Here is a 20,363-nt window from a genome sequence, read left to right as displayed (position 1 = left end):
GCTTTCAGCGCTGTTTTTCGTTTCTTCTCTTACGCGCAAAGCCCCCTGAGTCAGGCGCTAAAGTAAAAAAAGAAACGGAAAATAGCAGCATTCATGCTTGCAGTTACCTTAATTAACGATTTCGTTCGGTGTATTGAAAAGCCTCACACCTGAAATGTCAATAAAATGATTGTGTTAGAAATTAAGAGAGGGAGACAAGCTCCCTCTGATAACTGGCTTAAGCCAGAGCTGCTTTCGCTTTTTCGACCAGGGCAGAGAATGCCACTTTGTCAAATACCGCGATGTCAGCCAGGATCTTACGGTCAATTTCAACAGAGGCTTTTTTCAGGCCGTTGATGAATTTGCTGTAAGAGATACCGTTCTGACGAGCTGCAGCGTTGATACGTGCAATCCACAGCTGGCGGAACTGACGCTTACGTTGACGACGGTCACGGTAAGCATACTGACCAGCTTTGATAACAGCCTGGAAGGCAACGCGGTATACGCGTGAACGCGCACCATAGTAGCCTTTAGCTTGTTTGAGGATTTTTTTGTGACGAGCACGTGCGATTACACCACGTTTTACGCGAGCCATATTAGCTCTCCTGTTCTATATTCTGAAAAAATTAAAAAGTTGCTTATGCGTACGGCAGACATGCGACGACCAGACCCAGATCCCCTTTGGAGACCATGCCTTTTGGACGCAGATGACGTTTACGCTTAGTAGACTTTTTAGTCAGAATGTGACGCAGGTTAGCGTGCTTACGCTTAAAACCACCACCGGCGGTCTTTTTGAAGCGCTTAGCGGCGCCGCGTACTGTTTTAATCTTTGGCATTTGATTACTTTCCACTTCGCATTGTTAATTAAACGAACCAGAAGGCGAACAAATCCGGCGAGGCGAGCCCCACCGGAACTGTTACTTGTGTGCCTTACTGTTTCTTCTTCGGAGCGAGCACCATGATCATCTGGCGGCCTTCGATCTTCGATGGGAAGGATTCGACCACTGCCAGTTCACTCAGATCGTCACGGACGCGGTTAAGCACTTCCATACCAATCTGCTGGTGAGCCATCTCACGACCGCGGAAACGCAGTGTGATCTTAGCTTTATCACCCTCTTCCAGAAAGCGAACCAGGCTGCGGAGTTTTACCTGGTAGTCGCCATCGTCAGTGCCAGGTCGGAATTTGATTTCCTTAACCTGAATAACTTTTTGCTTTTTCTTCTGTTCCTTAGAAGATTTGCTTTTTTCGTAGAGGAACTTGCCGTAGTCCATTATGCGGCAAACAGGCGGTTCGGCATTAGGACTGATTTCGACTAAATCAACCCCAGCCTCTTCGGCTTTTTCTAAAGCTTCATTCAGACTGACAATACCTAGCTGCTCGCCGTCTATACCTGTTAGACGAACCTCAGTGGCACGAATTTCTCTGTTAATGCGATTAGGACGCGCCGGTTGAACTCTTTTTCCGCCTTTAATACTTTATTCCTCCAGTTGATTTAGATTGCGGCTGCGGATCTCTTGCTGCAGCTTTTCAATCAATTCGTTTACGTCCATGCTACCCAAATCTTTGCCACGACGAGTACGAACGGCAACTTTGCCTGCTTCGACCTCTTTGTCGCCACAAACCAACATATAAGGGACACGACGCAACGTGTGTTCACGGATTTTAAAGCCTATCTTCTCATTTCTCAAGTCTGCTTTTACGCGAATGCCAGCATTTTGTAGTTTACGGGTCAATTCGTTAACGTATTCAGACTGTCCATCAGTGATATTCATGACCACTGCCTGGACCGGAGCAAGCCAGGTTGGGAAGAACCCAGCGAACTCTTCGGTGAGGATACCGATAAACCTTTCCATGGATCCGAGAATGGCACGGTGAATCATAACCGGCACCAGTTTCTCGTTATTTTCGCCGATGTACGACGCATTTAGACGCGTAGGCAGGGAGAAGTCCAACTGGACTGTACCGCACTGCCATGCGCGATCGAGGCAGTCATACAGGGTAAATTCAATCTTCGGACCGTAGAATGCGCCCTCACCCGGTTGGTAATCAAACGGGATTTCGTTCTCCTGCAGCGCAACCGCAAGGTCAGCTTCCGCACGATCCCACATTTCGTCGGTACCGATGCGTTTTTCTGGACGAGTGGACAGTTTTACGACGATTTTTTCAAAACCGAAGGTGCTGTACATGTCATAAACCATGCGAATACAGCTGTTCACTTCATCACGAACCTGGTCTTCTGTACAGAAAACGTGCGCATCATCTTGGGTAAAACCACGTACGCGCATCAAACCATGAAGCGCACCTGATGGTTCGTTACGGTGACAGCTACCAAACTCAGCCATACGCAATGGCAGATCGCGGTAGGACTTCAGACCCTGGTTGAAAATCTGTACGTGCCCCGGACAGTTCATTGGTTTGATGCAGTATTCACGGTTCTCAGAAGAGGTGGTAAACATCGCATCTTTATAGTTGTCCCAGTGGCCGGTTTTTTCCCACAGCACACGGTCCATCATGAACGGCCCTTTCACTTCCTGATACTGGTACTCTTTGAGCTTGGAGCGTACAAAGACTTCCAGTTCACGGAAGATAGTCCAACCGTCATTGTGCCAGAACACCATACCTGGCGCTTCTTCCTGCATATGATACAGGTCGAGCTGCTTGCCAATTTTACGGTGGTCGCGCTTGGACGCTTCTTCCAGACGTTGCAGGTAGGCATTGAGCTGCTTTTTATCTGCCCATGCGGTGCCGTAGATACGCTGCAGCATTTTATTGTTGCTGTCGCCACGCCAGTAAGCACCCGCGGTTTTCTGCAGCTTGAAATGATGGCAGAAACGCATGTTCGGGACGTGCGGGCCACGGCACATATCAACGTATTCTTCATGATGATACAGACCAGGCTGGTCATCATGGCTGATGTTTTCATCAAGAATGGCAACCTTGTAGCTTTCGCCACGGTTGACGAAAGTTTCGCGTGCTTCGTGCCAGCTCACTTTCTTCTTAATAACATCGTAATCTTTCTCAGCCAGCTCATGCATACGCTTTTCGAGCAGCTCAAGATCTTCCTGGGTCAGGGTGTGGTCAAGATCAACGTCATAGTAGAAGCCGTTGTCGATAACCGGGCCGATCGCCATTTTGGTATTTGGCCACAGCTGCTTGATAGCATGACCCAGCAGGTGGGCACAGGAGTGACGAAGGATTTCCAGACCGGCTTCATCTTTTACGGTGATGATAGCCAGTTTGGCATCGTGTTCGATCGCATCGGATGCATCTACCAGCTCACCGTCTACGCGGCCTGCGATACAGGCTTTGGCGAGACCAGGACCGATATCAAGAGCAACATCCAGTGGGCTAACAGCGTGGTCGTAATGGCGTTGGCTGCCATCAGGAAGAGTAATAACAGGCATGATAAGTCCTTATTTGCAGTGGTGACCCGCACGTAAGATCACATACAATTTCATTTAGTTTAGATAAATCAGAAGGTTGGGATGAGTTGAATGCTTCACTCTGCAAACTGTGTACATCTGGGTTTACGAAACGCTAATGTACCCGCATCCGCCTGCCAATTAGACCCGGCAATAGTACACGTCATTGAATGAGGGATAAAGGCAGAACTTGATGGCAACAGGATGTACCCACTGCAAATACTTGACGCCTGCCCCGCCATTTCAGCAACATTTGACAAAAAAAACCCGCCGGCGATAAGTAACGGCGGGTGACAAAGTTACGATGTACTTCTTTTTTAAAGCCATCCCTAGCATATCATCAACACGACAGACCTTATCATGATGTTTTTTATTAAAAAACTGCATTTCATTTAATTGGTTATTTAGTATTTTGCTGCTGAAGCCGTTTTTTAACGCAAGCCAGGACCGCCTCCATTTGATGGCATTTGACCCGTTTATAACTGGCGTAGCCTGTATTCGGTTTCATAGTCCGTAATCTCTCTCCCACATTATCTGATTGATGAAAACCAGACGTTTAGCTGAATATTTCAATGCTGATGTCGGCAGATCGCCTGTGTACTCAGGCAGGCACCCGATTCTACCTTCCTTAAGGGAAGCTTATTAAATGTTTATATTCGTAAAAATGAAAAACCCCGCCGGAGCGAGGTTTACCAGGGTGTTAATTATAGCAAGCGATCAGTTCGGGGGGATCAACGGACCTGACAGAACTTGAATTTCATTAATGAATAAGACCTCATCCGGATTGGATGTCAGCCTCCACATACCAAAAACAGACTCACCTGTTGTCAAATCCTCGACAACTTCAGGTAAAAACATCGCGATTTCCTTGCTCCCCTTATGCTCAATCCAATAGTACTTGCTAGCCATATTCATCAACCTTCGTCACATTTTCTTAACAATCACAGAAATTAAACCACTTTTATTGATCCATATCAAAGAAAAAACCACAGCGCGGTGACATTAGGATTTATCGTGATTCTGACGAAAGGCCTTATTCAAAGCCCCTCTGGTGCAAGTATTGATACCTGGAATCCCCGTCATTTAGCTTCTGTATCGTTGTCTGTTGACGAGCGTCAGGCGTTTGAGTCAACCCATTGATTTAGCACAAATAAGAAGACCACCGGTTGGTAGATCTTTTGGGATAGGGTCAGTGAGGATAGTTATTTTTTGGTCTGGTAAGGACAAAAAAAAACCGCCAAAGACACAGAGGCGGCGAAAAAACATCTCAAAGTTCATGTCACCGACGGGACTCCCCCTTCGCAGGTTATCCCGTAGCAATAAAACCCTATCATGGCATTTCACTAAGTGAAATCGCATAACATCAAAAAGACAATTCAATATTTTTTAAAACAAGACGAGTATAAATGAGTGAGTAGCCTGACGCTGTATTCATCTGAAGGTATTAATGTCAATCGCGAGCGTTGCAGTGTCTCTGGATATTACTAACAGATGATTTTACCCGGCAATAAACGCTAAAGTTAAATTGACCACAGCCGATGAATAATCTTTCCCCTTAAAAAGGATGTTTTATGGCCGACGCAACGTTTATTCTTCCGAAAGGAATTTATGGTAAATACAAAGCAATCATCCCATTGCTAAAGATGGACATCGCAGTTTCTCAGGATGACCCGTCGGTGGACATTCATGAAATGTCATGCGTAAAGGGGGGTGACGTAAAGGATTTTCTCGATTTAGTAGAGGCTATGCGCCTGTTTATTTGCCGTGCAGAAGGCTTAACCACCGAGGCTGGTGGCGCGGGAAAAGTGTGGATTTTTCACAAGTAACACAAGCAAAGCACCACCGGGGTAAGTCCGATGGCTTTTCTCTGTCGACTTCCCCAGGGCCTGGGATGTTTTGCAGCCACGGCGGAAATGGTTTAGTAATTTGTTTTTGCACTCGAAAATAACCTTATCCAGCTAGCCGGCATCGGGCAGTGGTAGATTTGCACTAAAGTTCTGTATGGGGCAACCGATAAATCTATCCCCCCATATAAAGGAGGTCTTATGGCCGACATATCGTTTATTGTTCCGAAAGGACTTTATGACAGGTACAAAGGACTGATGTCAGTCTTAAAAATGGATATCACCCTCTCGCAGGAAGATCCTCAGATGGATGTTATCGTCATGACTAAGGCTGCCGATACCCGGCAGCAGGACTTTTTAGACCTGCTGGAGGTTATACGCCTGCATATTTGCCACTGCGAGGATTTAATGTCGGATACCGGCGGCGTAGGCAAAGCCTGGATTTTCCACAGATAACAGAAACAAAAAAGCCACCGGCGTTAACCCGTGGCTTTTTATGCACTCTGGCTGGGGCAATTACATCTTATAGCCGAGAGTAATAGCAGTCTTTCGGTCGGTATGGTCTGGAGCCGAATCCGGTGGATTGGAGTTCCAGGTCACGTTGTAAGCCACCTTCAGGCCAAAATGTTCGTTGATAGCGACTTCCAGCCCGGTTTCTGAGTTAACCGTTGTATCTTCGCTGCCCAACACGGAAACACCCTGAATAAACTTCGCATTGTCCGTAAGCTGCCAGTTATAAATGCCTGACGCGTAGCCCAGCGCCTGGGTTTCATGGCCGCCTTCTGTATATTCGTCGTAACGCACACCCGGACCGAATTCAAGACGGAAGAAATGTACCGGGCCACTGTAGAACTGCCGACCATAACCCGCGGTGAGCACATCACGTGCGTGATAGCCGTTGTACCTGTCGGTCAACCAACTTGCCTGGCCGAAGAGATAGTCGCTATCCGTCATATTGTAACGGCTACGACCACCGGCTGCGTAAGTCTCAGAGGAGCGCTCGTCATTCGCGGAGGTATTATTAGCATTCCCCCAAATAGACCATGCCATTGCATCGCTATACCAGGTCATATTGGTATTGGCGGTCAGCGTAGAGCTTTGGGTATTGCCGGATTGGGCAAGATAACCGGCGTTAAGGTTACCTTCGAAAGGTTTTTTCGCGGTACTGGGGTCATCCATGACAGTGAAAACGGTGGTATCTGCAACTGCAAAGTGACTCAAAAGCGCACTTCCGGTCAGCAAGATTGCAGCCGGTACTGTCTTAACAAGCTTCATTTATTAATCCGTACGACAAAAAAAGAAACCACTAAGGTTCCGGAATCTTCTGTTGGGATCAAACGTTTATGCCCTACAGAAAGGTTACAAATTATAAAAAAGCCCGAATAACATAGCAATGAATTCTTCTTTCATTTTTTGAATAAGAGACCTCTTAAAACATCTTTATTTTCATATAGATAGCAAGAGCTTGCTTTTTGACAATACATTGAAAAATCATGACATTAATTAAAATTGATCCCTCCGGAATGGTGCTAAGCTCTACATTCATGAAAAAGGAGGTCACATGGCACGCATCTATACATTGACTCTTGCACCCTCTCTCGACAGCGCCACCCTTACCCCGCAAATTTATCCAGAAGGTAAATTACGATGTACCGTCCCCGTATTCGAACCCGGGGGCGGTGGGATTAACGTCGCACGGGCAATCTCCCATCTTGGCGGAAAAGCCACGGCTATCTTCCCGGCAGGCGGTGCTACCGGTGAGCATCTCTCTGCCCTGCTGCTTGATGAACAGGTTGCAACAGACACCGTAGAATCAAGGGACTGGACCCGTCAAAATCTCCACGTTCACGCCGAATCCACCGGTGAGCAGTATCGTTTCGTCATGCCCGGCGCAGCCCTTACTGACGATGAGTTCCGTCGCCTGGAAGAAAAAGTGCTGATGATTGAAGCGGGTTCCATTTTGGTAATAAGCGGCAGCCTGCCACCGGGTATCGAAGTCGCAAAACTCTGTTCGCTGGTGAAAGCCGCGCAGCATAAAGGTATTCGCTGCATTGTGGACAGCTCGGGTGAGGCGCTGAAGGCAACGCTGGCTATCGGTAATATTGAGCTGGTCAAGCCCAACCAGAAAGAGCTAAGCGCGCTGGTTAATCGTGATTTAACACAGCCGGACGATGTCCGCCAGGCCGCGCAGGAAATTGTCCAGAGTGGGCAGGCGCACCGCGTGATTGTCTCCCTCGGCCCACAAGGTGCGCTGGGCGTTGATGCCACAGCATGTGTCCAGGTTGTACCGCCGCCGATTAAAAGTCAGAGCACCGTTGGCGCGGGTGACAGCATGGTGGGAGCCATGACGCTGAAGCTGGCAGAAGGCGCGTCGCTGTTGGATATGGTTCGCTTCGGTGTGGCGGCCGGTAGCGCTGCGACGATCAATCAGGGCACCCGCCTGTGCTCGCTTGAAAATACACAGAAAATCTACGATTACCTTCGCAGTTAATCTCTCTTAAGGCCTCCGTGTGCGGGGGCCGTTGCGCTAATTCTCGCCATTTCATACAGATGAACTATGCTAAAACCTTTGGGATAACAATGAGGTGAACCATGAGTAATGGGGACATTGTGCGCTATGTCGTCACCGTTAAGTATAAAGAAGAAAGCCTTACCGATATCAATGAGCTCAATAACCACCTGACTCGCGGTGGTTTTCTCCTCACGATGAGCGATGATGACGGAAAAATTCATGAGTTAGGGACCAACACTTACGGTCTGGTCAGTGCTTTGTCCGTTCAGGAGGTGGAAGAGCTGACCAAAGGACTGGGTCATGTTGCCCTGGGCGTTGAACCAGAAGTTACCGTGACAACATGGGAAGAGTGGAAAAAGCGTCGCGAAGCGTAATTTAAATTAAATCCTGACCGGGGTTGTGCGTTGGTTCCAGGTTTTTACCCGGTTAACAGTGCAAGCTAATGATCTACCAGAGCAACTGGGAGGACATATCATGTGGCAAGCCATCAGTCGTCTGTTGAGTGAGCAGTTGGGAGAGGCTGAAGTTGAACAACGCACCGAACTGCCCGGCGGGGAGATCCACGCGGCCTGGCGAATCCGCTACGCCGGTCATGAGATTTTTGTCAAAAGCGACGAACGGGAGATGCTGCCGATCTTCACAGCGGAAGCCGATCAGCTGGAGCTGCTGTCACGCAGCAATACGGTACGGGTGCCGAAGGTCTGGGGATTAGGGAGCGACAGAGATTACGCCTTCCTGCTGCTGGAGTATCTGCCAGCCAAACCGCTGGATGCCCATAATGCGTTTCTTCTCGGGCAGCAGCTTGCGCGGCTGCATGAATGGAGCGATCAGCCGCAGTTTGGGCTCGATTTTGATAACGATCTTTCCACCACCCCCCAACCTAACGCCTGGCTACGACGCTGGTCGACATTTTTTGCTGAACAGCGCATCGGCTGGCAGCTGGAAATGGCCGCCGAAAAAGGCATCCATCTTGGGGATATCGATCTTATCGTCGATTTTGTGCATCAATCCCTCGCCTCGCACCAGCCGCAGCCCTCTTTGCTTCACGGGGATTTATGGTCGGGGAACTGTGCGCTGGGGCCAGAAGGGCCGTTTATCTACGACCCGGCCTGTTACTGGGGTGACAGAGAGTGCGATCTGGCGATGCTGCCACTGCATCCTGACCAGCCGCCGCAAATCTATGACGGCTATCAGTCGGTCTCCCCGCTTCCTTCCGGCTTTTTAGACCGTCAACCTGTCTACCAGCTTTATACTTTGCTTAACCGTGCCATCCTGTTTGGCGGACAGCATCTCGTGACCGCACAAAAAGCATTGGATCGCCTTCTTGCCGCCTAGCAGCGGGTTAAACCACTCCCGCTCAGGAGTGGTTTAACATTGCTGACAAAGAAGGAAAAAGCGTGGTTTTTCCTTCTTCTGTGGTTAGCAGCCGAAAATCAATGACTTGATTTTCCTTGTTATCTATTCGATGAGATCTTTTCGAAACTCAATCGGTATGAGTTTGTCATCAGTCTGAAACCACTCCCACCCAGGAGTGGTTTACTGCTTAGATAAAACCGAGCAATGAGAAGAAGAAGTAGCCTGCGATAATCACAATCACCGGCAGGATGTACAGCGGAAAGAATTGCAGGAAGATAGTATGGCGTGGCACCACAATTTTGGCATCCAGCTGCGCTTTGTTTAAGCCCTCTGCCCCTTTCGCCTGCTCAAGAATCAGCTGATCCTGGACACCCTCACGCAGGAATGTAGCCTGGCGACTCATCCGCGCCCCAGAAGCCTGCAGGGCAAGCCCCACAAAAATCAGCGCGAAAATTACCCAGAACAGAATGTTCGTATGCTGATGAAACTCCGGCTGTGGCGAGTTGAACCAGAAGAAATTCAGGAACGGCGTATTAAAACGCATCATCTCAATCATCACATGGGCGAAGTCCATCATGACGGCATCGATACCCGGCTGCTTTTCGCTATGCTCATACATAAACTTCAGTACAGAGATTAGCGTGGAAATCACCGCTGGGATGAAAATCACCCAACCGGCAACGCGTTTCAGCACCGCAATGCGTCCAGCTTGTTGATACGTCATTCTTTCCCCTTTGTTAAGACGCAACTGACTGGCACAAAGTCTACAAGGATTTAGCGCATTGCGCCTGAGCTATGCGAGCGATTTTCATAAAAGCAGTGGCAACCGATGACTTTTCCCGCTATTCATAGGGCCAATATTTTAAATAAACGCTGACAGGAGTCCTGAGATGGCCAACACGCGCCAGGTATTAGCTGCAATTTTTGATATGGATGGTTTACTGATCGATTCTGAACCATTGTGGGATGAGGCTGAATTAGAAGTCATGGCGAGCCTTGGGGTGGATATCACCCGCCGTAACGAATTACCCGATACGCTTGGCCTGCGTATCGACCTGGTTGTTGATTTATGGTTTGCCCAACAGCCGTGGAATGGCCCTTCACGAGAAGACGTGACCCAGCGCGTCATTGCGCGTGCTATTAGTCTGGTCGAAGAGCGTCAGCCGTTGCTGCCCGGCGTGCGCAAAGCCATAGCGCTTTGCAAGGCTCAGGGGCTGAAGGTTGGGCTGGCCTCCGCTTCCCCGCTACATATGCTGGAGCGCGTGCTTGAAATGTTTGCTTTACGCGAGCAGTTTGATGCCATTGCCTCAGCCGAGCACCTGGCGTTCAGCAAACCTCACCCTCAGGTTTATCTTGATGCAGCGGCAAAGCTGGGTATCGACCCGCTGTGCTGCGTCACCCTGGAAGACTCCGTTAATGGCATGATTGCCACCAAAGCGGCGCGTATGAGGTCGATAGTTGTGCCAGCCGAAGAAAATCGGGCCAACCCACGCTGGTGCCTGGCCGACGTGAAGCTGAACACCTTAGTTGACCTTACCGCGTCGCATCTGCGCGGGTAAAATAGCCGGGGCGGCGAAGGCCGCCCTTTGGCAATGTCGCACACGTCATATTTTTGAAACGCCATTTCATATTTATTTGTGTTTCTGCGTCCCCCTACCTATCCTGTTTAGACACGCGCCGGTGTGCGCCTGAACTTTATCGGGGTAATTATGATTCTTGACGCTTTTAATCTGCAGGGGAAGGTTGCTCTGGTCACCGGATGTGACACAGGGCTTGGCCAGGGCATGGCGCTCGGACTTGCCGAGGCCGGCTGCGACATTATTGGCGTGGGTCGCAAAACCCCACAGGAAACGGCGGAAAAGGTGGCCGCATTGGGACGTCGCTTTGCTGCTGTTCAGGCTGACCTGAGCCAGCCATCGGTGATTCCCGATGTCGTCGCGCAGGCCGTGGCGAAAATGGGCAAAATCGACGTGCTGGTGAACAACGCAGGAACTATCCGTCGGGCCGACGCGCTGGAGTTTAGTGAAAAGGACTGGGACGACGTGATGAACCTTAATATTAAGTCGCTGTTTTTCCTCTCCCAGGCCATTGCGAAGCAGTTCATCAAACAGCAGGGTGGCGGCAAAATCATCAATATCGCCTCCATGCTCTCTTTTCAGGGCGGGATTCGGGTGCCGTCTTATACGGCATCGAAAAGCGCCGTGCTGGGCGTGACGCGCCTGCTGGCCAATGAATGGGCAGCGCACAACATCAACGTCAACGCCATCGCGCCTGGCTATATGGCTACCAACAACACGCAGCAACTGCGGGAAGACGAGGCCAGAAACAAAGAGATTCTTGCCAGGATCCCGGCTGGTCGATGGGGAACGCCAGAAGATTTGCAGGGTGCAACCGTCTTCCTGGCCTCACGCGCCTCAGATTATATCAATGGCTACACGATTGCTGTCGATGGGGGATGGCTGGCACGCTAATCACATCGCATTATGTATTCATGGCAGTGATAAAATGTTACAGCGTCACCTCTTCCGCCAACTGTATAAAAACCCTATACTGGATGAATTGACAGTTCTCCCGGGTATTATCATGACGGCGGAAGGCCACCTGCTTTTTTCTATAGCCAGCGCAGTATTTGCAAAAAACGCCGAGCTCACCCCTGTGCTGGCTCAGGGCGACTGGTGGCATATTGTCCCCTCAGCTATTCTGACTTGCCTGCTACCGGATATTGACCATCCGAAGTCGTTTCTTGGCCAGCGTCTGACGTGGATCTCAAAACCTATCGCCCGGGCCTGCGGTCACCGGGGTTTTACCCATAGCCTGTTTGCCGTGTTTGCAGGGCTGGCGCTGTTCTATCTGAAAGTGCCGGAAAACTGGGTCATTCCTGCAGATGCACTACAGGGTATGGTGCTGGGGTATCTGAGCCATATCCTGGCCGACATGCTGACCCCTGCCGGCGTGCCTTTGCTCTGGCCATGCCGCTGGCGTTTTCGCTTCCCGGTCATCAGGCCGCAAAAAGGCAACCAGCTGGAACGTTTTCTGTGCATGGCGCTGTTTGGTTTTGCCGTGTGGATGCCGCAAAGTTTGCCCGACAACAGCGCAGTGCGCTGGTCTTCGCAGATGATAAATTCGTTGCAAATGACCTTTAATAGCTTCTTAAATCACCACGCAGAACAATAAATGCACGAAACTATCCATTTAGTAATAATCAATTCCTTTTGAATATAAGTGACCCGTTTCACATCTGATACGATTTACAGCATAAAGATGGGCCAGTCCCATCTGCCTACAATAATTTCAGGAGATACGGGGATGAATTTTCCACTTATAGCGAACGTTATCGTGTTCGTTATTCTGCTGCTGTTGCTGGCGCAAACGCGTCATAAACAGTGGAGTCTGGCGAAAAAAGTACTGGTTGGCCTCGTGGTCGGCGTGGTGTTTGGTATTGCGCTGCATACCATTTATGGCGCAGACAGCCAGGTACTGAAAGATTCCATCCAGTGGTTTAACGTCGTCGGCAACGGCTATGTGCAGCTGCTGCAGATGATCGTCATGCCGCTGGTGTTTGTTTCCATTCTGAGCGCGGTAGCCAAACTGCATAACGCCTCATCGCTGGGTAAAATCAGCTTCCTGACCATTGGCACCCTGCTGTTCACCACGCTCATTGCGGCACTGGTAGGCGTTCTGGTGACCAATCTCTTCGGCCTGACCGCTGAAGGTCTGGTGCAGGGGACGGCGGAAACCGCTCGCCTGAGCGCTATCCAGTCGACCTACGTGGGGAAAGTCGCCGATCTGTCTGTACCGCAGCTGATCCTCTCCTTCGTGCCGAAAAACCCGTTTGCTGACCTGACCGGTGCCAACCCAACGTCCATCATCAGCGTCGTTATCTTCGCTGCATTCCTGGGTGTGGCTGCGCTGAAGCTGCTGAAAGACGATGCGCCGAAGGGCGAACGCGTGCTGGCAGCTATCGACGTGCTGCAAAGCTGGGTGATGAAACTGGTTCGTCTTGTTATGCAGCTGACGCCTTACGGCGTACTGGCGCTGATGACCAAAGTGGTCGCCAGCTCTAACCTGCAGGACATCATCAAACTGGGCAGCTTCGTGGTCGCGTCGTATCTGGGCCTTGCGATTATGTTTGGGATCCACGCCGTGCTGCTGGCCTTTAATGGCGTCAGCCCGCTGAAATACTTCCGTAAAGTCTGGCCGGTGCTGACCTTTGCCTTTACCAGCCGGTCCAGCGCGGCAAGTATTCCGCTGAACGTGGAAGCGCAAACTCGTCGTCTGGGTGTGCCCGAGTCAATCGCCAGCTTCTCAGCCTCTTTCGGCGCGACTATCGGTCAGAACGGCTGTGCAGGTCTTTACCCGGCAATGCTGGCGGTGATGGTTGCCCCAACGGTGGGTATTAACCCGCTGGACCCAATGTGGATCGCAACACTGGTCGGTATCGTGACCATCAGCTCCGCAGGCGTGGCCGGCGTGGGCGGCGGTGCGACCTTCGCCGCACTGATTGTGCTGCCAGCAATGGGCTTGCCGGTGACGCTGGTTGCCCTGCTGATCTCCGTTGAACCCCTGATCGATATGGGCCGTACCGCGCTGAACGTCAGCGGTTCAATGACTGCCGGGACAATCACCAGCCAGTTAATGAAGCAGACCGATAAAGAGATCCTCAACAGCGAAGAAGAGATTGAACTCGCTCACCGCTGAGTCTCCGTAAAAAATAGAAGGCCGCCGAATTTGCGGCCTCAGACTGATGACAAACCTAAAGCAAATGCGTTTCGCAAAGATCTCATCGAATAAATAACAAGGAAAATCAATTCATTGATTTTCGCCTGCTTACCACAAAGAAGGAAAAACCACGCTTTTTCCTTCTTTGTCAGCAATCTAAGGCCGCAGAATTTGCGGCCTTTTTTTTGCTTATCAGTCAGATACAGTCGGCTTCGCTAACGAAGTATTTATTGGCTGCCCTGCTGCCATATAAAGTTTCATCACCGCAAACGCGGTCAGCAAACAGCACACTGCCAGATACATCGAAACATATACAGGTTTTCCGTCGGCAAGATTAACCAGCAGCGTACAGATAAGCGGCGTCGGCCCGGCCACCAGCATGCCATTCAGCTCGCGGGAAACGCTGATCCCCGAGAAGCGATAGCGGGTCGGGAACAGATTGGCCAGCAATACCCCCTGCGGCCCTGCCATCCCGCCGTAGCTCACCAGGAAGCCTATCGACATGCCAAGGGTAATCAAAAAGAGATTGCCGGTATCGATAAACATAAACAGTGGCCAGGCGAACACCGCCGTGAACAGCGCCGCGCCGATATATATTTTTGCCGGACTAAATTTATCTGCCATCCATCCCATAAAGGGCGCGCTGAAGACGCCGAACAATGCAGAGATAAAGACTGCGGTCAGCGCGGTTGAACGTGAAAGATGCAGTGTGTTGGTCATATAGCTGATGCTAAATGCGCTAAGAATATAAACATTGGCATTGTGCCCGGTCATCGCCAGAAAACCCCATATCAACGACTTCGGGTACTTTGTCAGCACCACGCGCAGCGGGATATGATTCTCTTTCTTCTCCTGTGCCGCATGCTTCATGGCTTCTATATATTCCGGTGTTTCATCTAAATGGCGGCGGATATACAGCGCAATCACAAACAGCACGGCAGAGCTAAGGAACGGGACTCGCCAGCCCCAGCTGGTCATCGCCTCTTCCGACATCTGTGAAACGCCCCAGAACGCGACGCTTGCCAGGATAATCCCCACTACCGTAGCCGACTGGAGCAGGGCCGTATAGAAACCTCTTAAGCGCTTAGGAGCATACTCATACAGCAGCGTCAGGGCGCCTGCGTACTCCGCCCCGGCACCAAACCCCTGCGCCATACGCATCAGCACCAGCAATAAAGGCGCATAAATGCCGATTTGCCGGTAGTCCGGCAGCAGGCCTATTGCCACCGTGCCAAACCCCATCAACGCAATGGAGAAGACCAACGCCGGTTTTCGACCGTAGCGATCGCCGATATGAGAAATGATAAGTCCCCCCAGCGGACGGACAAAAAAGCCGACGGCAAAAGTGGCAAATGCGGCAAGCGTCCCGGCGAAAGCAGAGAGATCGGGGAAAAATATTTTATTGATAATAAGCCCGGCGGCGGCGCCATAGAGTGCGTAATCAAACCACTCGATAACCGTTCCCACCACCGACGCAGTGACTGCTTTTCTCAGTCCTGGTGTGTGTGCATGCTGCATAGCCTTCTCCCGGTGTTTATGGATGAATGTTTTTATGGTTAAGGATTGTGTTTCTGCGATGTATTGTTGTGCGGATCAGGTGCGTTGTTCAGCCAGACAAACTGCGCCGGGTTAAGCCATAGGCCATGCTGACGCGCATGCTGTAAGCTGTGCCAGCTCCGTTCGCCCGGCAATCGAACGGAAGAATATGGGTGAGCTGGAGCAGCACCATGGCACTGGCGAATCAGCGCATTGAGCTGTGTATTCCAGACTTTTTCGCCGCAAATAAGACCCGGTGCGTACAGCGTGACCGTAAAAGAAGCGCCCCATCCTGAAGGGGGGTCTGCTCGTCCCCCCCCGCTCAGACAGCCCGCCAGGATTTCAACCATGACGCTCAGTGCATAACCTTTGTGGCCGTGGCTCTTGCCACCTAAAGGTAAAATTGACCCCGGAGGCCGATCGTTAATCACCGCGGGGTTGTCCGTGGCTTTACCATGCCCGTCCAGCAACACTTCAGAACTAAAGTTCTCCCCGGCGTTGAGCCTGTGCTGTACGGCGCCGTTAGTCACACTCGAGGTCGCCATATCAATCCAGATCGGCGTCGCCTCACCCGGCGCGCCAAATGCAACAGGATTAGAAGTCATTACAGGGGTTGTTCCTCCCCATGGGGCGACGCTGCTGTGCGCCGGATCGGTTAACGCTATCGACGCGACATAGCCCTTCGAAGTCGCCATTTCCAGATAAGCCGCCAGGCAGCCTGTATGGTGGCTATTTTTAACCGCTACCACCGACACCCCGTAGGCGGCAGCTCGCTGCATGCCGCAGGCGATAGCCTGCTTCATCAGCCACGCCCCCGGTAGCTTTCGCCCGTCCCAGACCTGACAGGCGTGAAAATCGCTCAGCACTTCATAGTGACCTTCCAGCGCCATTCCACCACTGGCAATCGCCTCCAGATAGGGCGTCAGCAGAGACAGACCGTGGGTTGCGGAACCTGTCGCTTCACCAAACACCAGAGCATCCGCCATCGCGGCGGCATAGTTTGCTGGTACACCATGGCTTTCCAGCTCGTGCTGACATGCGCTGTGCACGTCACTTAATCGATAGTGCTGCACCGGATGCTCCCCCTCTGCGGACAGATAATGAATTGTTTGTTTAATGTGATCGGAATGTAACCACAGAAAAGAGATCATTCAAAAATGAATGTTTAATTTATATATGAAGATCACGCAATCCCCTCTCCATCAGCAATGAACAGAGACCTGGCTCGCAAAAAAGGAAAAACAGAGGGGGCGACCTGGGGATGGCCGCCAGAAGACAAATGATTTATCGGGTGGGGATGCCGCTGCGGATGTGCCGGGCAGTGGCCGTAAGCAGTTCGACGACGCTCTCAGGGGAGGGAGAATTCATGTGGTCCAGGTGCTTAACCCACGGGCAGGCAAGCGCGGCAATCGCGTTCTCACCGCTGACCAGAAGCGGCACCGCGATGTTGTAGACGCCTTCAACCTGCTGGCTGGGCATAATTTCATAACCCTGCTCACGCACCTGCAGCAGGTGGTTACGCAGCTTTTCATCTGGCTCACCCGCCAGCTCGCCGCTCTCCTGAATCATATAGCGCTGCTCTTCGGGGGAAGCGAATGCCAGCACGACGTGGCCGGAACCGGTGTCCAGCAGCCCGATACGGGCCCCAACGCGGATACCAAGCCCCCAGTAGCCGGGAGCATCTACCTGCGCAATCGAGGTTAACGCTCCCCGTTCGTAAATAACGATATGACAGCCCTGCTGCGCCCTACGGGAAAACTCCCGCAGATGGGGTAGCGACTGGGAGGCCAGACGACGCATTGGCGAGTGGCGGTGTGCCAGCTCAAAGAGCTTCAGCGACAGCTGGTATTGATCGACGCTGGTGCGCACCACATAGCCTCTGCGGACCAGGCGATCGAGCATACGATAAATTTCATTTGGCTTACGTTCGAGCGCGGCGGCCAGCTCTGCCTGGGAAACGCCCTCCTCAATTTCTGCCAGTTTTTCCAGAATATCCAATCCCTTATCCAGGGCCGGTGCGCGATAGCGCTCCTCCTGAAGCTCCGGATCCAGCTTGTTTTGCGCCATACATCCCTCATCAGTCATCGCAGGAAGTTCAACCCTCTGAATATTACCACTTAATCCATTCGCTGCCCGCTTTGCCTGCAACAGACAAAACGTGATCATCATATATAAATTATAAATTCATATTTGAATTAAAGTCAGATTTGTTTACAGTGAATTAACATCCAGAGCGTCACTTAACGAGGAACGAGCGATGGAAAGTGAAAAAAAGACGACCGTATTAATCACCGCCGCAGCCCAGGGCATCGGCTATGCGACCGCCAGACGACTTGCGGAAGCCGGCTTCCAGGTCATCGCGACAGATATAGACGAAGGGAAGCTCCATGAGCTTTCTGACATCCCCGGCATCCAAACCGAAGTGCTCAACGTTCTGCAACCAGAAGCTATCAGCGCACTCGTTGAGCGCCACCCCGTCATCGATGTGCTGTTCAACTGTGCCGGGATTGTCCACAGCGGGGATGTGCTGCATACCGAGAGCGACGAGATGAATTTTGCCTGGCAGCTCAACGTGATGGCGCAGTATCACCTGATCCGCGCCGTGCTGCCGGGCATGCTCGCGCAGCAGGACGGCTGCATCATTAATATGTCCTCCATCGCCTCCAGTCTGAAAGCCGTACCTAACCGCTGCGCCTACAGCGTCAGCAAAGCGGCGGTCATCGGCCTGACAAAATCAGTGGCCGCGGACTACATCACCCAGGGTATCCGCTGTAACGCCATCTGCCCAGGCACGGTGGAAACGCCCTCCCTGCACCAGCGTCTTCGGGATACGGGAGATTATGAAACGGCGCGAGCGGCGTTCATCTCCCGCCAGCCAATGGGCCGCATCGGACAGCCGGAAGAGATCGCCGGGCTGGTTCATTACCTGATTACCGCCACCTTCACGACCGGTCAGGTGCACCACATCGACGGCGGCTGGTCTGCCTGAATGACAACAAGGAATCACTGAAATGCGCTTACTTCGCTATGGTCAACCGGGGAACGAACGCCCCGGCCTGCTGGATTCAACCGGCAAAATTCGCGACCTGTCACAGCATATTGATGACCTGGATGCAAAAACGTTGACGCCAGAACTGCTCACCAAACTTGCCGCACTGCCTGAGGACGCTCTCTCTGTCGTAGCTGGCAATCCCCGGCTCGGGCCCTGCGTGGGCGGAAGCCGGAAATTTATCTGTGTGGGTCTGAATTACTCTGACCACGCCGCTGAAACTAACGCCGTCGTGCCGCCGGAACCCATCATCTTTATGAAATCGCCCCACGCCATTGTCGGCCCTGACGACGACGTGGAGATCCCACGCGGCTCGCAAAAGACCGACTGGGAAGTGGAGCTCGGCGTGGTGATTGGAAAAACGGCGAAATACGTCAGTGAAGATGAAGCGCTGGACTACGTAGCAGGCTACTGCGTTGTTAATGACCTGTCCGAACGAGAGTTTCAGATTGAGCGCCAGGGTCAGTGGGTGAAAGGCAAAAGCTGCGACACCTTCGGCCCGATTGGCCCGTGGCTGGTGACCCGCGACGAAGTAGCCGACCCGCAGCAGCTCTCAATGTGGCTGGAAGTCGACGGTCATCGCTATCAGTCCGGCTCGACCAGCACCATGATCTATAGCGTGAGCTACCTGGTCTCCTACATCTCACAGTTTATGAGCCTGCATCCAGGTGACATCATCTCAACTGGCACCCCACCCGGTGTGGGCATGGGACAAAAGCCACCGGTTTATTTACGTCCAGGCCAGACTATGCGTCTGGGGATTGAGGGACTGGGTATTCAACAGCAGCGCACATACAGCGCAGAGGGAGTGAAATAATGGCCGTCATCACCAGCGTTGAGATTTTCATGGTTGCGCTCGCGCCGAAAACCGTCCGCGAAGATGCCATCCAGTCATTTGTCTGCCAGGAAACGCCTTTCGTACGCATTATTGACTCCGAAGGCGCAGAAGGATTGGGCTACAGCTACACCATCGGCACAGGCGGCCCGGCGGTCCTCTCGCTGCTGGAGAAAACCCTTGCACCGGCGTTGATTGGCAAAGAAGCCAATTGTATTGAGCAAATCTGGCGTGAGCTGCTGTTTATGACGCACGCGACGGCAGTCGGAGCCATAACGTCTCTGGCGCTGGCCGCGATAGATACCGCCCTGTGGGATTTACGCTGTAAACGTACTGGCCTGCCGCTGTGGCTGGCGGCGGGTGGCGCTCAGCGCAGCATCCCACTTTATAACACTGAAGGCGGCTGGCTGAATCTCTCCCCGGAAGAGCTGGTCGACAATGCGATTGAGAGCCGTGAAAACGGCTTTGGCGCCGTCAAAGTCAAAGTGGGTCGTCCGGTACGGGAAGATGTTGCCCGCCTCCGTGCGGTGCGGGACACCATGGGGGATGGGTTCGAAATTTTCACCGATGCAAACCAGGCCTTCCAGGTCGATGACGCCATACGGCGTGCGCGGCATTACGAAGAACTAGACATCGGCTGGTTCGAAGAACCGCTGCCCGCCGACGATATTCAGGGGCATGTCAGACTCAATCAGCAGACCACCATTCCGATAGCCGTGGGCGAAAGCATCTACAGCATCGGGCAGTTCCGCGAATATTTACAGCAGAATGCCTGTTCGGTCGTTCAGGTGGATGTTGCCCGAATCGGCGGCATTACGCCGTGGCTAAAAACGGCGCATCTGGCAGAGAGTTTCAACGTTGCCGTCTGTCCTCACTTCCTGATGGAGCTGCACGTCTCGCTTTGTGCCGCCGTGCCGAACGCCCGCTGGCTGGAATATATCCCGCAGCTGGACAGCCTGACCGACAGCACGATGAAAGTTGAAGCGGGACGAGCCGTACCGTCAGATAAGCCCGGACTTGGCATTGACTGGAATTTATCGGCTCTGAAAGAACAAACGGTTGCTGGCAGCAGAAGCCTGATCGTGAGTAAGTGAAATCTGAAAAATCTCC

At 52.0% G+C, this 20,363-nt stretch carries 23 protein-coding genes and 1 other annotated feature (1 of these 24 cut by a window edge); of the genes, 12 read left to right on the top strand and 11 right to left on the bottom strand.

The features are described 5' to 3' along the window. Positions 1-100 (bottom strand) — a sequence feature (Phe leader region) (it extends 24 nt beyond the left edge of the window). The 6 genes from pheM to HYQ67_RS09985 form a co-directional block, all read right to left on the bottom strand. Further along, a complete protein-coding gene (gene pheM, locus HYQ67_RS10010; protein WP_106120997.1) occupies positions 51-95 on the bottom strand; it encodes a pheST operon leader peptide PheM in 45 nt (14 codons plus the stop codon). It overlaps the preceding feature by 45 nt. Before the next feature lie 117 nt (positions 101-217). Further along, positions 218-574 carry a 50S ribosomal protein L20 gene (rplT, locus tag HYQ67_RS10005; protein WP_000124849.1) on the bottom strand — a complete coding sequence of 119 codons (357 nt, stop codon included), beginning with the start codon at positions 572-574 and terminating at the stop codon, positions 218-220. Positions 575-617: 43 nt separating this feature from the next. After that, on the bottom strand, positions 618-815 hold the full coding sequence (gene rpmI, locus HYQ67_RS10000) for a 50S ribosomal protein L35 (RefSeq protein WP_004263702.1): 198 nt from the start codon (positions 813-815) through the stop codon (positions 618-620). A 94-nt stretch (positions 816-909) separates the two neighbouring features. Beyond that, on the bottom strand, positions 910-1,452 hold the full coding sequence (gene infC / locus HYQ67_RS09995) for a translation initiation factor IF-3 (protein ID WP_072009408.1): 543 nt from the start codon (positions 1,450-1,452) through the stop codon (positions 910-912). A gap of 3 nt (positions 1,453-1,455) precedes the next feature. Beyond that, positions 1,456-3,384 (bottom strand): threonine--tRNA ligase, encoded by a 1,929-nt coding sequence (gene thrS / locus HYQ67_RS09990; protein WP_202303547.1) that lies wholly within the window; start codon positions 3,382-3,384, stop codon positions 1,456-1,458. Between the two features lie 735 nt (positions 3,385-4,119). Then, positions 4,120-4,311, bottom strand: coding sequence for a hypothetical protein (locus HYQ67_RS09985; RefSeq protein WP_202303546.1), 192 nt, complete (start codon positions 4,309-4,311; stop codon positions 4,120-4,122). Positions 4,312-4,973: 662 nt separating this feature from the next. On the opposite strand from HYQ67_RS09985, the gene HYQ67_RS09980 reads away from it, so the two are divergent. After that, positions 4,974-5,228 (top strand): hypothetical protein, encoded by a 255-nt coding sequence (locus HYQ67_RS09980; protein ID WP_202303545.1) that lies wholly within the window; start codon positions 4,974-4,976, stop codon positions 5,226-5,228. Between the two features lie 219 nt (positions 5,229-5,447). Then, positions 5,448-5,702, top strand: a complete 255-nt coding sequence (locus HYQ67_RS09975) for a hypothetical protein (protein ID WP_202303544.1) — start codon at positions 5,448-5,450, stop codon at positions 5,700-5,702. A 60-nt stretch (positions 5,703-5,762) separates the two neighbouring features. Here the strand turns inward: HYQ67_RS09975 and HYQ67_RS09970 are convergent, their stop codons facing one another. Continuing rightward, entirely contained in the window at positions 5,763-6,521 is a 759-nt protein-coding gene (locus HYQ67_RS09970; protein ID WP_202303543.1) for a DUF481 domain-containing protein, read from the bottom strand. Positions 6,522-6,807: 286 nt separating this feature from the next. On the opposite strand from HYQ67_RS09970, the gene pfkB reads away from it, so the two are divergent. The 3 genes from pfkB (at position 6,808) to HYQ67_RS09955 (ending at position 9,093) form a co-directional block, all read left to right on the top strand. Beyond that, a complete protein-coding gene (pfkB, locus tag HYQ67_RS09965; RefSeq protein ID WP_202303542.1) occupies positions 6,808-7,737 on the top strand; it encodes a 6-phosphofructokinase II in 930 nt (309 codons plus the stop codon). Positions 7,738-7,838: 101 nt separating this feature from the next. Continuing rightward, positions 7,839-8,132: a type V toxin-antitoxin system endoribonuclease antitoxin GhoS gene (gene ghoS / locus HYQ67_RS09960; protein WP_202303541.1), complete on the top strand. Its 294-nt coding sequence runs from the start codon at positions 7,839-7,841 to the stop codon at positions 8,130-8,132. A gap of 100 nt (positions 8,133-8,232) precedes the next feature. Then, positions 8,233-9,093 carry a fructosamine kinase family protein gene (locus HYQ67_RS09955; protein WP_202303540.1) on the top strand — a complete coding sequence of 287 codons (861 nt, stop codon included), beginning with the start codon at positions 8,233-8,235 and terminating at the stop codon, positions 9,091-9,093. A gap of 208 nt (positions 9,094-9,301) precedes the next feature. On the opposite strand, the gene HYQ67_RS09950 is transcribed toward HYQ67_RS09955, so the two are convergent. Continuing rightward, a complete protein-coding gene (locus HYQ67_RS09950; protein WP_202303539.1) occupies positions 9,302-9,838 on the bottom strand; it encodes a YniB family protein in 537 nt (178 codons plus the stop codon). 166 nt (positions 9,839-10,004) lie between these two features. Here HYQ67_RS09950 and hxpB point away from each other — a divergent pair, with 166 nt between their 5' ends. From hxpB to HYQ67_RS09930, 4 genes are all read left to right on the top strand, one after another. Further along, positions 10,005-10,673 (top strand): hexitol phosphatase HxpB, encoded by a 669-nt coding sequence (hxpB, locus tag HYQ67_RS09945; RefSeq protein ID WP_202303538.1) that lies wholly within the window; start codon positions 10,005-10,007, stop codon positions 10,671-10,673. Positions 10,674-10,823: 150 nt separating this feature from the next. Further along, positions 10,824-11,585: a 2-dehydro-3-deoxy-D-gluconate 5-dehydrogenase KduD gene (gene kduD, locus HYQ67_RS09940; protein ID WP_202303537.1), complete on the top strand. Its 762-nt coding sequence runs from the start codon at positions 10,824-10,826 to the stop codon at positions 11,583-11,585. A 112-nt stretch (positions 11,586-11,697) separates the two neighbouring features. After that, on the top strand, positions 11,698-12,288 hold the full coding sequence (locus HYQ67_RS09935) for a metal-dependent hydrolase (RefSeq protein WP_202303536.1): 591 nt from the start codon (positions 11,698-11,700) through the stop codon (positions 12,286-12,288). Between the two features lie 132 nt (positions 12,289-12,420). Beyond that, positions 12,421-13,812 (top strand): L-cystine transporter, encoded by a 1,392-nt coding sequence (locus tag HYQ67_RS09930; RefSeq protein ID WP_202303535.1) that lies wholly within the window; start codon positions 12,421-12,423, stop codon positions 13,810-13,812. Between the two features lie 213 nt (positions 13,813-14,025). On the opposite strand, the gene HYQ67_RS09925 is transcribed toward HYQ67_RS09930, so the two are convergent. The 3 genes from HYQ67_RS09925 to HYQ67_RS09915 form a co-directional block, all read right to left on the bottom strand. After that, positions 14,026-15,351 (bottom strand): MFS transporter, encoded by a 1,326-nt coding sequence (locus HYQ67_RS09925; protein ID WP_202303534.1) that lies wholly within the window; start codon positions 15,349-15,351, stop codon positions 14,026-14,028. 38 nt (positions 15,352-15,389) lie between these two features. After that, a complete protein-coding gene (locus HYQ67_RS09920; RefSeq protein WP_202303533.1) occupies positions 15,390-16,442 on the bottom strand; it encodes an Ldh family oxidoreductase in 1,053 nt (350 codons plus the stop codon). Between the two features lie 211 nt (positions 16,443-16,653). After that, positions 16,654-17,436, bottom strand: a complete 783-nt coding sequence (locus HYQ67_RS09915) for an IclR family transcriptional regulator (RefSeq protein ID WP_202303532.1) — start codon at positions 17,434-17,436, stop codon at positions 16,654-16,656. Between the two features lie 190 nt (positions 17,437-17,626). On the opposite strand from HYQ67_RS09915, the gene HYQ67_RS09910 reads away from it, so the two are divergent. Genes HYQ67_RS09910 through HYQ67_RS09900 form a run of 3 tightly spaced genes read left to right on the top strand, consistent with a single transcriptional unit; the run spans position 17,627 to position 20,347 of the window. Then, positions 17,627-18,358, top strand: coding sequence for an SDR family oxidoreductase (locus HYQ67_RS09910; RefSeq protein WP_202303531.1), 732 nt, complete (start codon positions 17,627-17,629; stop codon positions 18,356-18,358). 22 nt (positions 18,359-18,380) lie between these two features. Further along, entirely contained in the window at positions 18,381-19,235 is an 855-nt protein-coding gene (locus tag HYQ67_RS09905; protein WP_202303530.1) for a fumarylacetoacetate hydrolase family protein, read from the top strand. Continuing rightward, positions 19,235-20,347, top strand: coding sequence for a mandelate racemase/muconate lactonizing enzyme family protein (locus HYQ67_RS09900; RefSeq protein WP_202303529.1), 1,113 nt, complete (start codon positions 19,235-19,237; stop codon positions 20,345-20,347). The genes HYQ67_RS09905 and HYQ67_RS09900 overlap by 1 nt, the downstream gene beginning before the upstream one ends. Positions 20,348-20,363: the final 16 nt, after the last annotated feature.

The sequence above is a fragment of the Dryocola clanedunensis subsp. sulfonylureivorans genome (genome assembly GCF_016756775.1).
Lineage (GTDB): Bacteria > Pseudomonadota > Gammaproteobacteria > Enterobacterales > Enterobacteriaceae > Dryocola > Dryocola clanedunensis.
Note: the sequence above shows the minus strand (reverse complement) of the source record. Positions and strands in the feature narration are given on the sequence as shown.

Bases quoted from the DNA above. Each gene is read 5' to 3' on its own strand.
- HYQ67_RS09955 (WP_202303540.1), top strand. From the start codon at position 8,233: ATGTGGCAAGCCATCAGTCGTCTGTTGAGTGAGCAGTTGGGAGAGGCT.
- rplT (WP_000124849.1), bottom strand. From the start codon at position 574: ATGGCTCGCGTAAAACGTGGTGTAATCGCACGTGCTCGTCACAAAAAA.
- HYQ67_RS09985 (WP_202303546.1), bottom strand. From the start codon at position 4,311: ATGGCTAGCAAGTACTATTGGATTGAGCATAAGGGGAGCAAGGAAATC.
- HYQ67_RS09935 (WP_202303536.1), top strand. From the start codon at position 11,698: ATGACGGCGGAAGGCCACCTGCTTTTTTCTATAGCCAGCGCAGTATTT.
- HYQ67_RS09905 (WP_202303530.1), top strand. From the start codon at position 18,381: ATGCGCTTACTTCGCTATGGTCAACCGGGGAACGAACGCCCCGGCCTG.
- thrS (WP_202303547.1), bottom strand. From the start codon at position 3,384: ATGCCTGTTATTACTCTTCCTGATGGCAGCCAACGCCATTACGACCAC.
- pfkB (WP_202303542.1), top strand. From the start codon at position 6,808: ATGGCACGCATCTATACATTGACTCTTGCACCCTCTCTCGACAGCGCC.
- HYQ67_RS09925 (WP_202303534.1), bottom strand. From the start codon at position 15,351: ATGCAGCATGCACACACACCAGGACTGAGAAAAGCAGTCACTGCGTCG.
- HYQ67_RS09970 (WP_202303543.1), bottom strand. From the start codon at position 6,521: ATGAAGCTTGTTAAGACAGTACCGGCTGCAATCTTGCTGACCGGAAGT.
- kduD (WP_202303537.1), top strand. From the start codon at position 10,824: ATGATTCTTGACGCTTTTAATCTGCAGGGGAAGGTTGCTCTGGTCACC.
- HYQ67_RS09975 (WP_202303544.1), top strand. From the start codon at position 5,448: ATGGCCGACATATCGTTTATTGTTCCGAAAGGACTTTATGACAGGTAC.
- HYQ67_RS09915 (WP_202303532.1), bottom strand. From the start codon at position 17,436: ATGGCGCAAAACAAGCTGGATCCGGAGCTTCAGGAGGAGCGCTATCGC.
- rpmI (WP_004263702.1), bottom strand. From the start codon at position 815: ATGCCAAAGATTAAAACAGTACGCGGCGCCGCTAAGCGCTTCAAAAAG.
- hxpB (WP_202303538.1), top strand. From the start codon at position 10,005: ATGGCCAACACGCGCCAGGTATTAGCTGCAATTTTTGATATGGATGGT.
- HYQ67_RS09900 (WP_202303529.1), top strand. From the start codon at position 19,235: ATGGCCGTCATCACCAGCGTTGAGATTTTCATGGTTGCGCTCGCGCCG.
- HYQ67_RS09910 (WP_202303531.1), top strand. From the start codon at position 17,627: ATGGAAAGTGAAAAAAAGACGACCGTATTAATCACCGCCGCAGCCCAG.
- ghoS (WP_202303541.1), top strand. From the start codon at position 7,839: ATGAGTAATGGGGACATTGTGCGCTATGTCGTCACCGTTAAGTATAAA.
- HYQ67_RS09980 (WP_202303545.1), top strand. From the start codon at position 4,974: ATGGCCGACGCAACGTTTATTCTTCCGAAAGGAATTTATGGTAAATAC.
- HYQ67_RS09930 (WP_202303535.1), top strand. From the start codon at position 12,421: ATGAATTTTCCACTTATAGCGAACGTTATCGTGTTCGTTATTCTGCTG.
- HYQ67_RS09950 (WP_202303539.1), bottom strand. From the start codon at position 9,838: ATGACGTATCAACAAGCTGGACGCATTGCGGTGCTGAAACGCGTTGCC.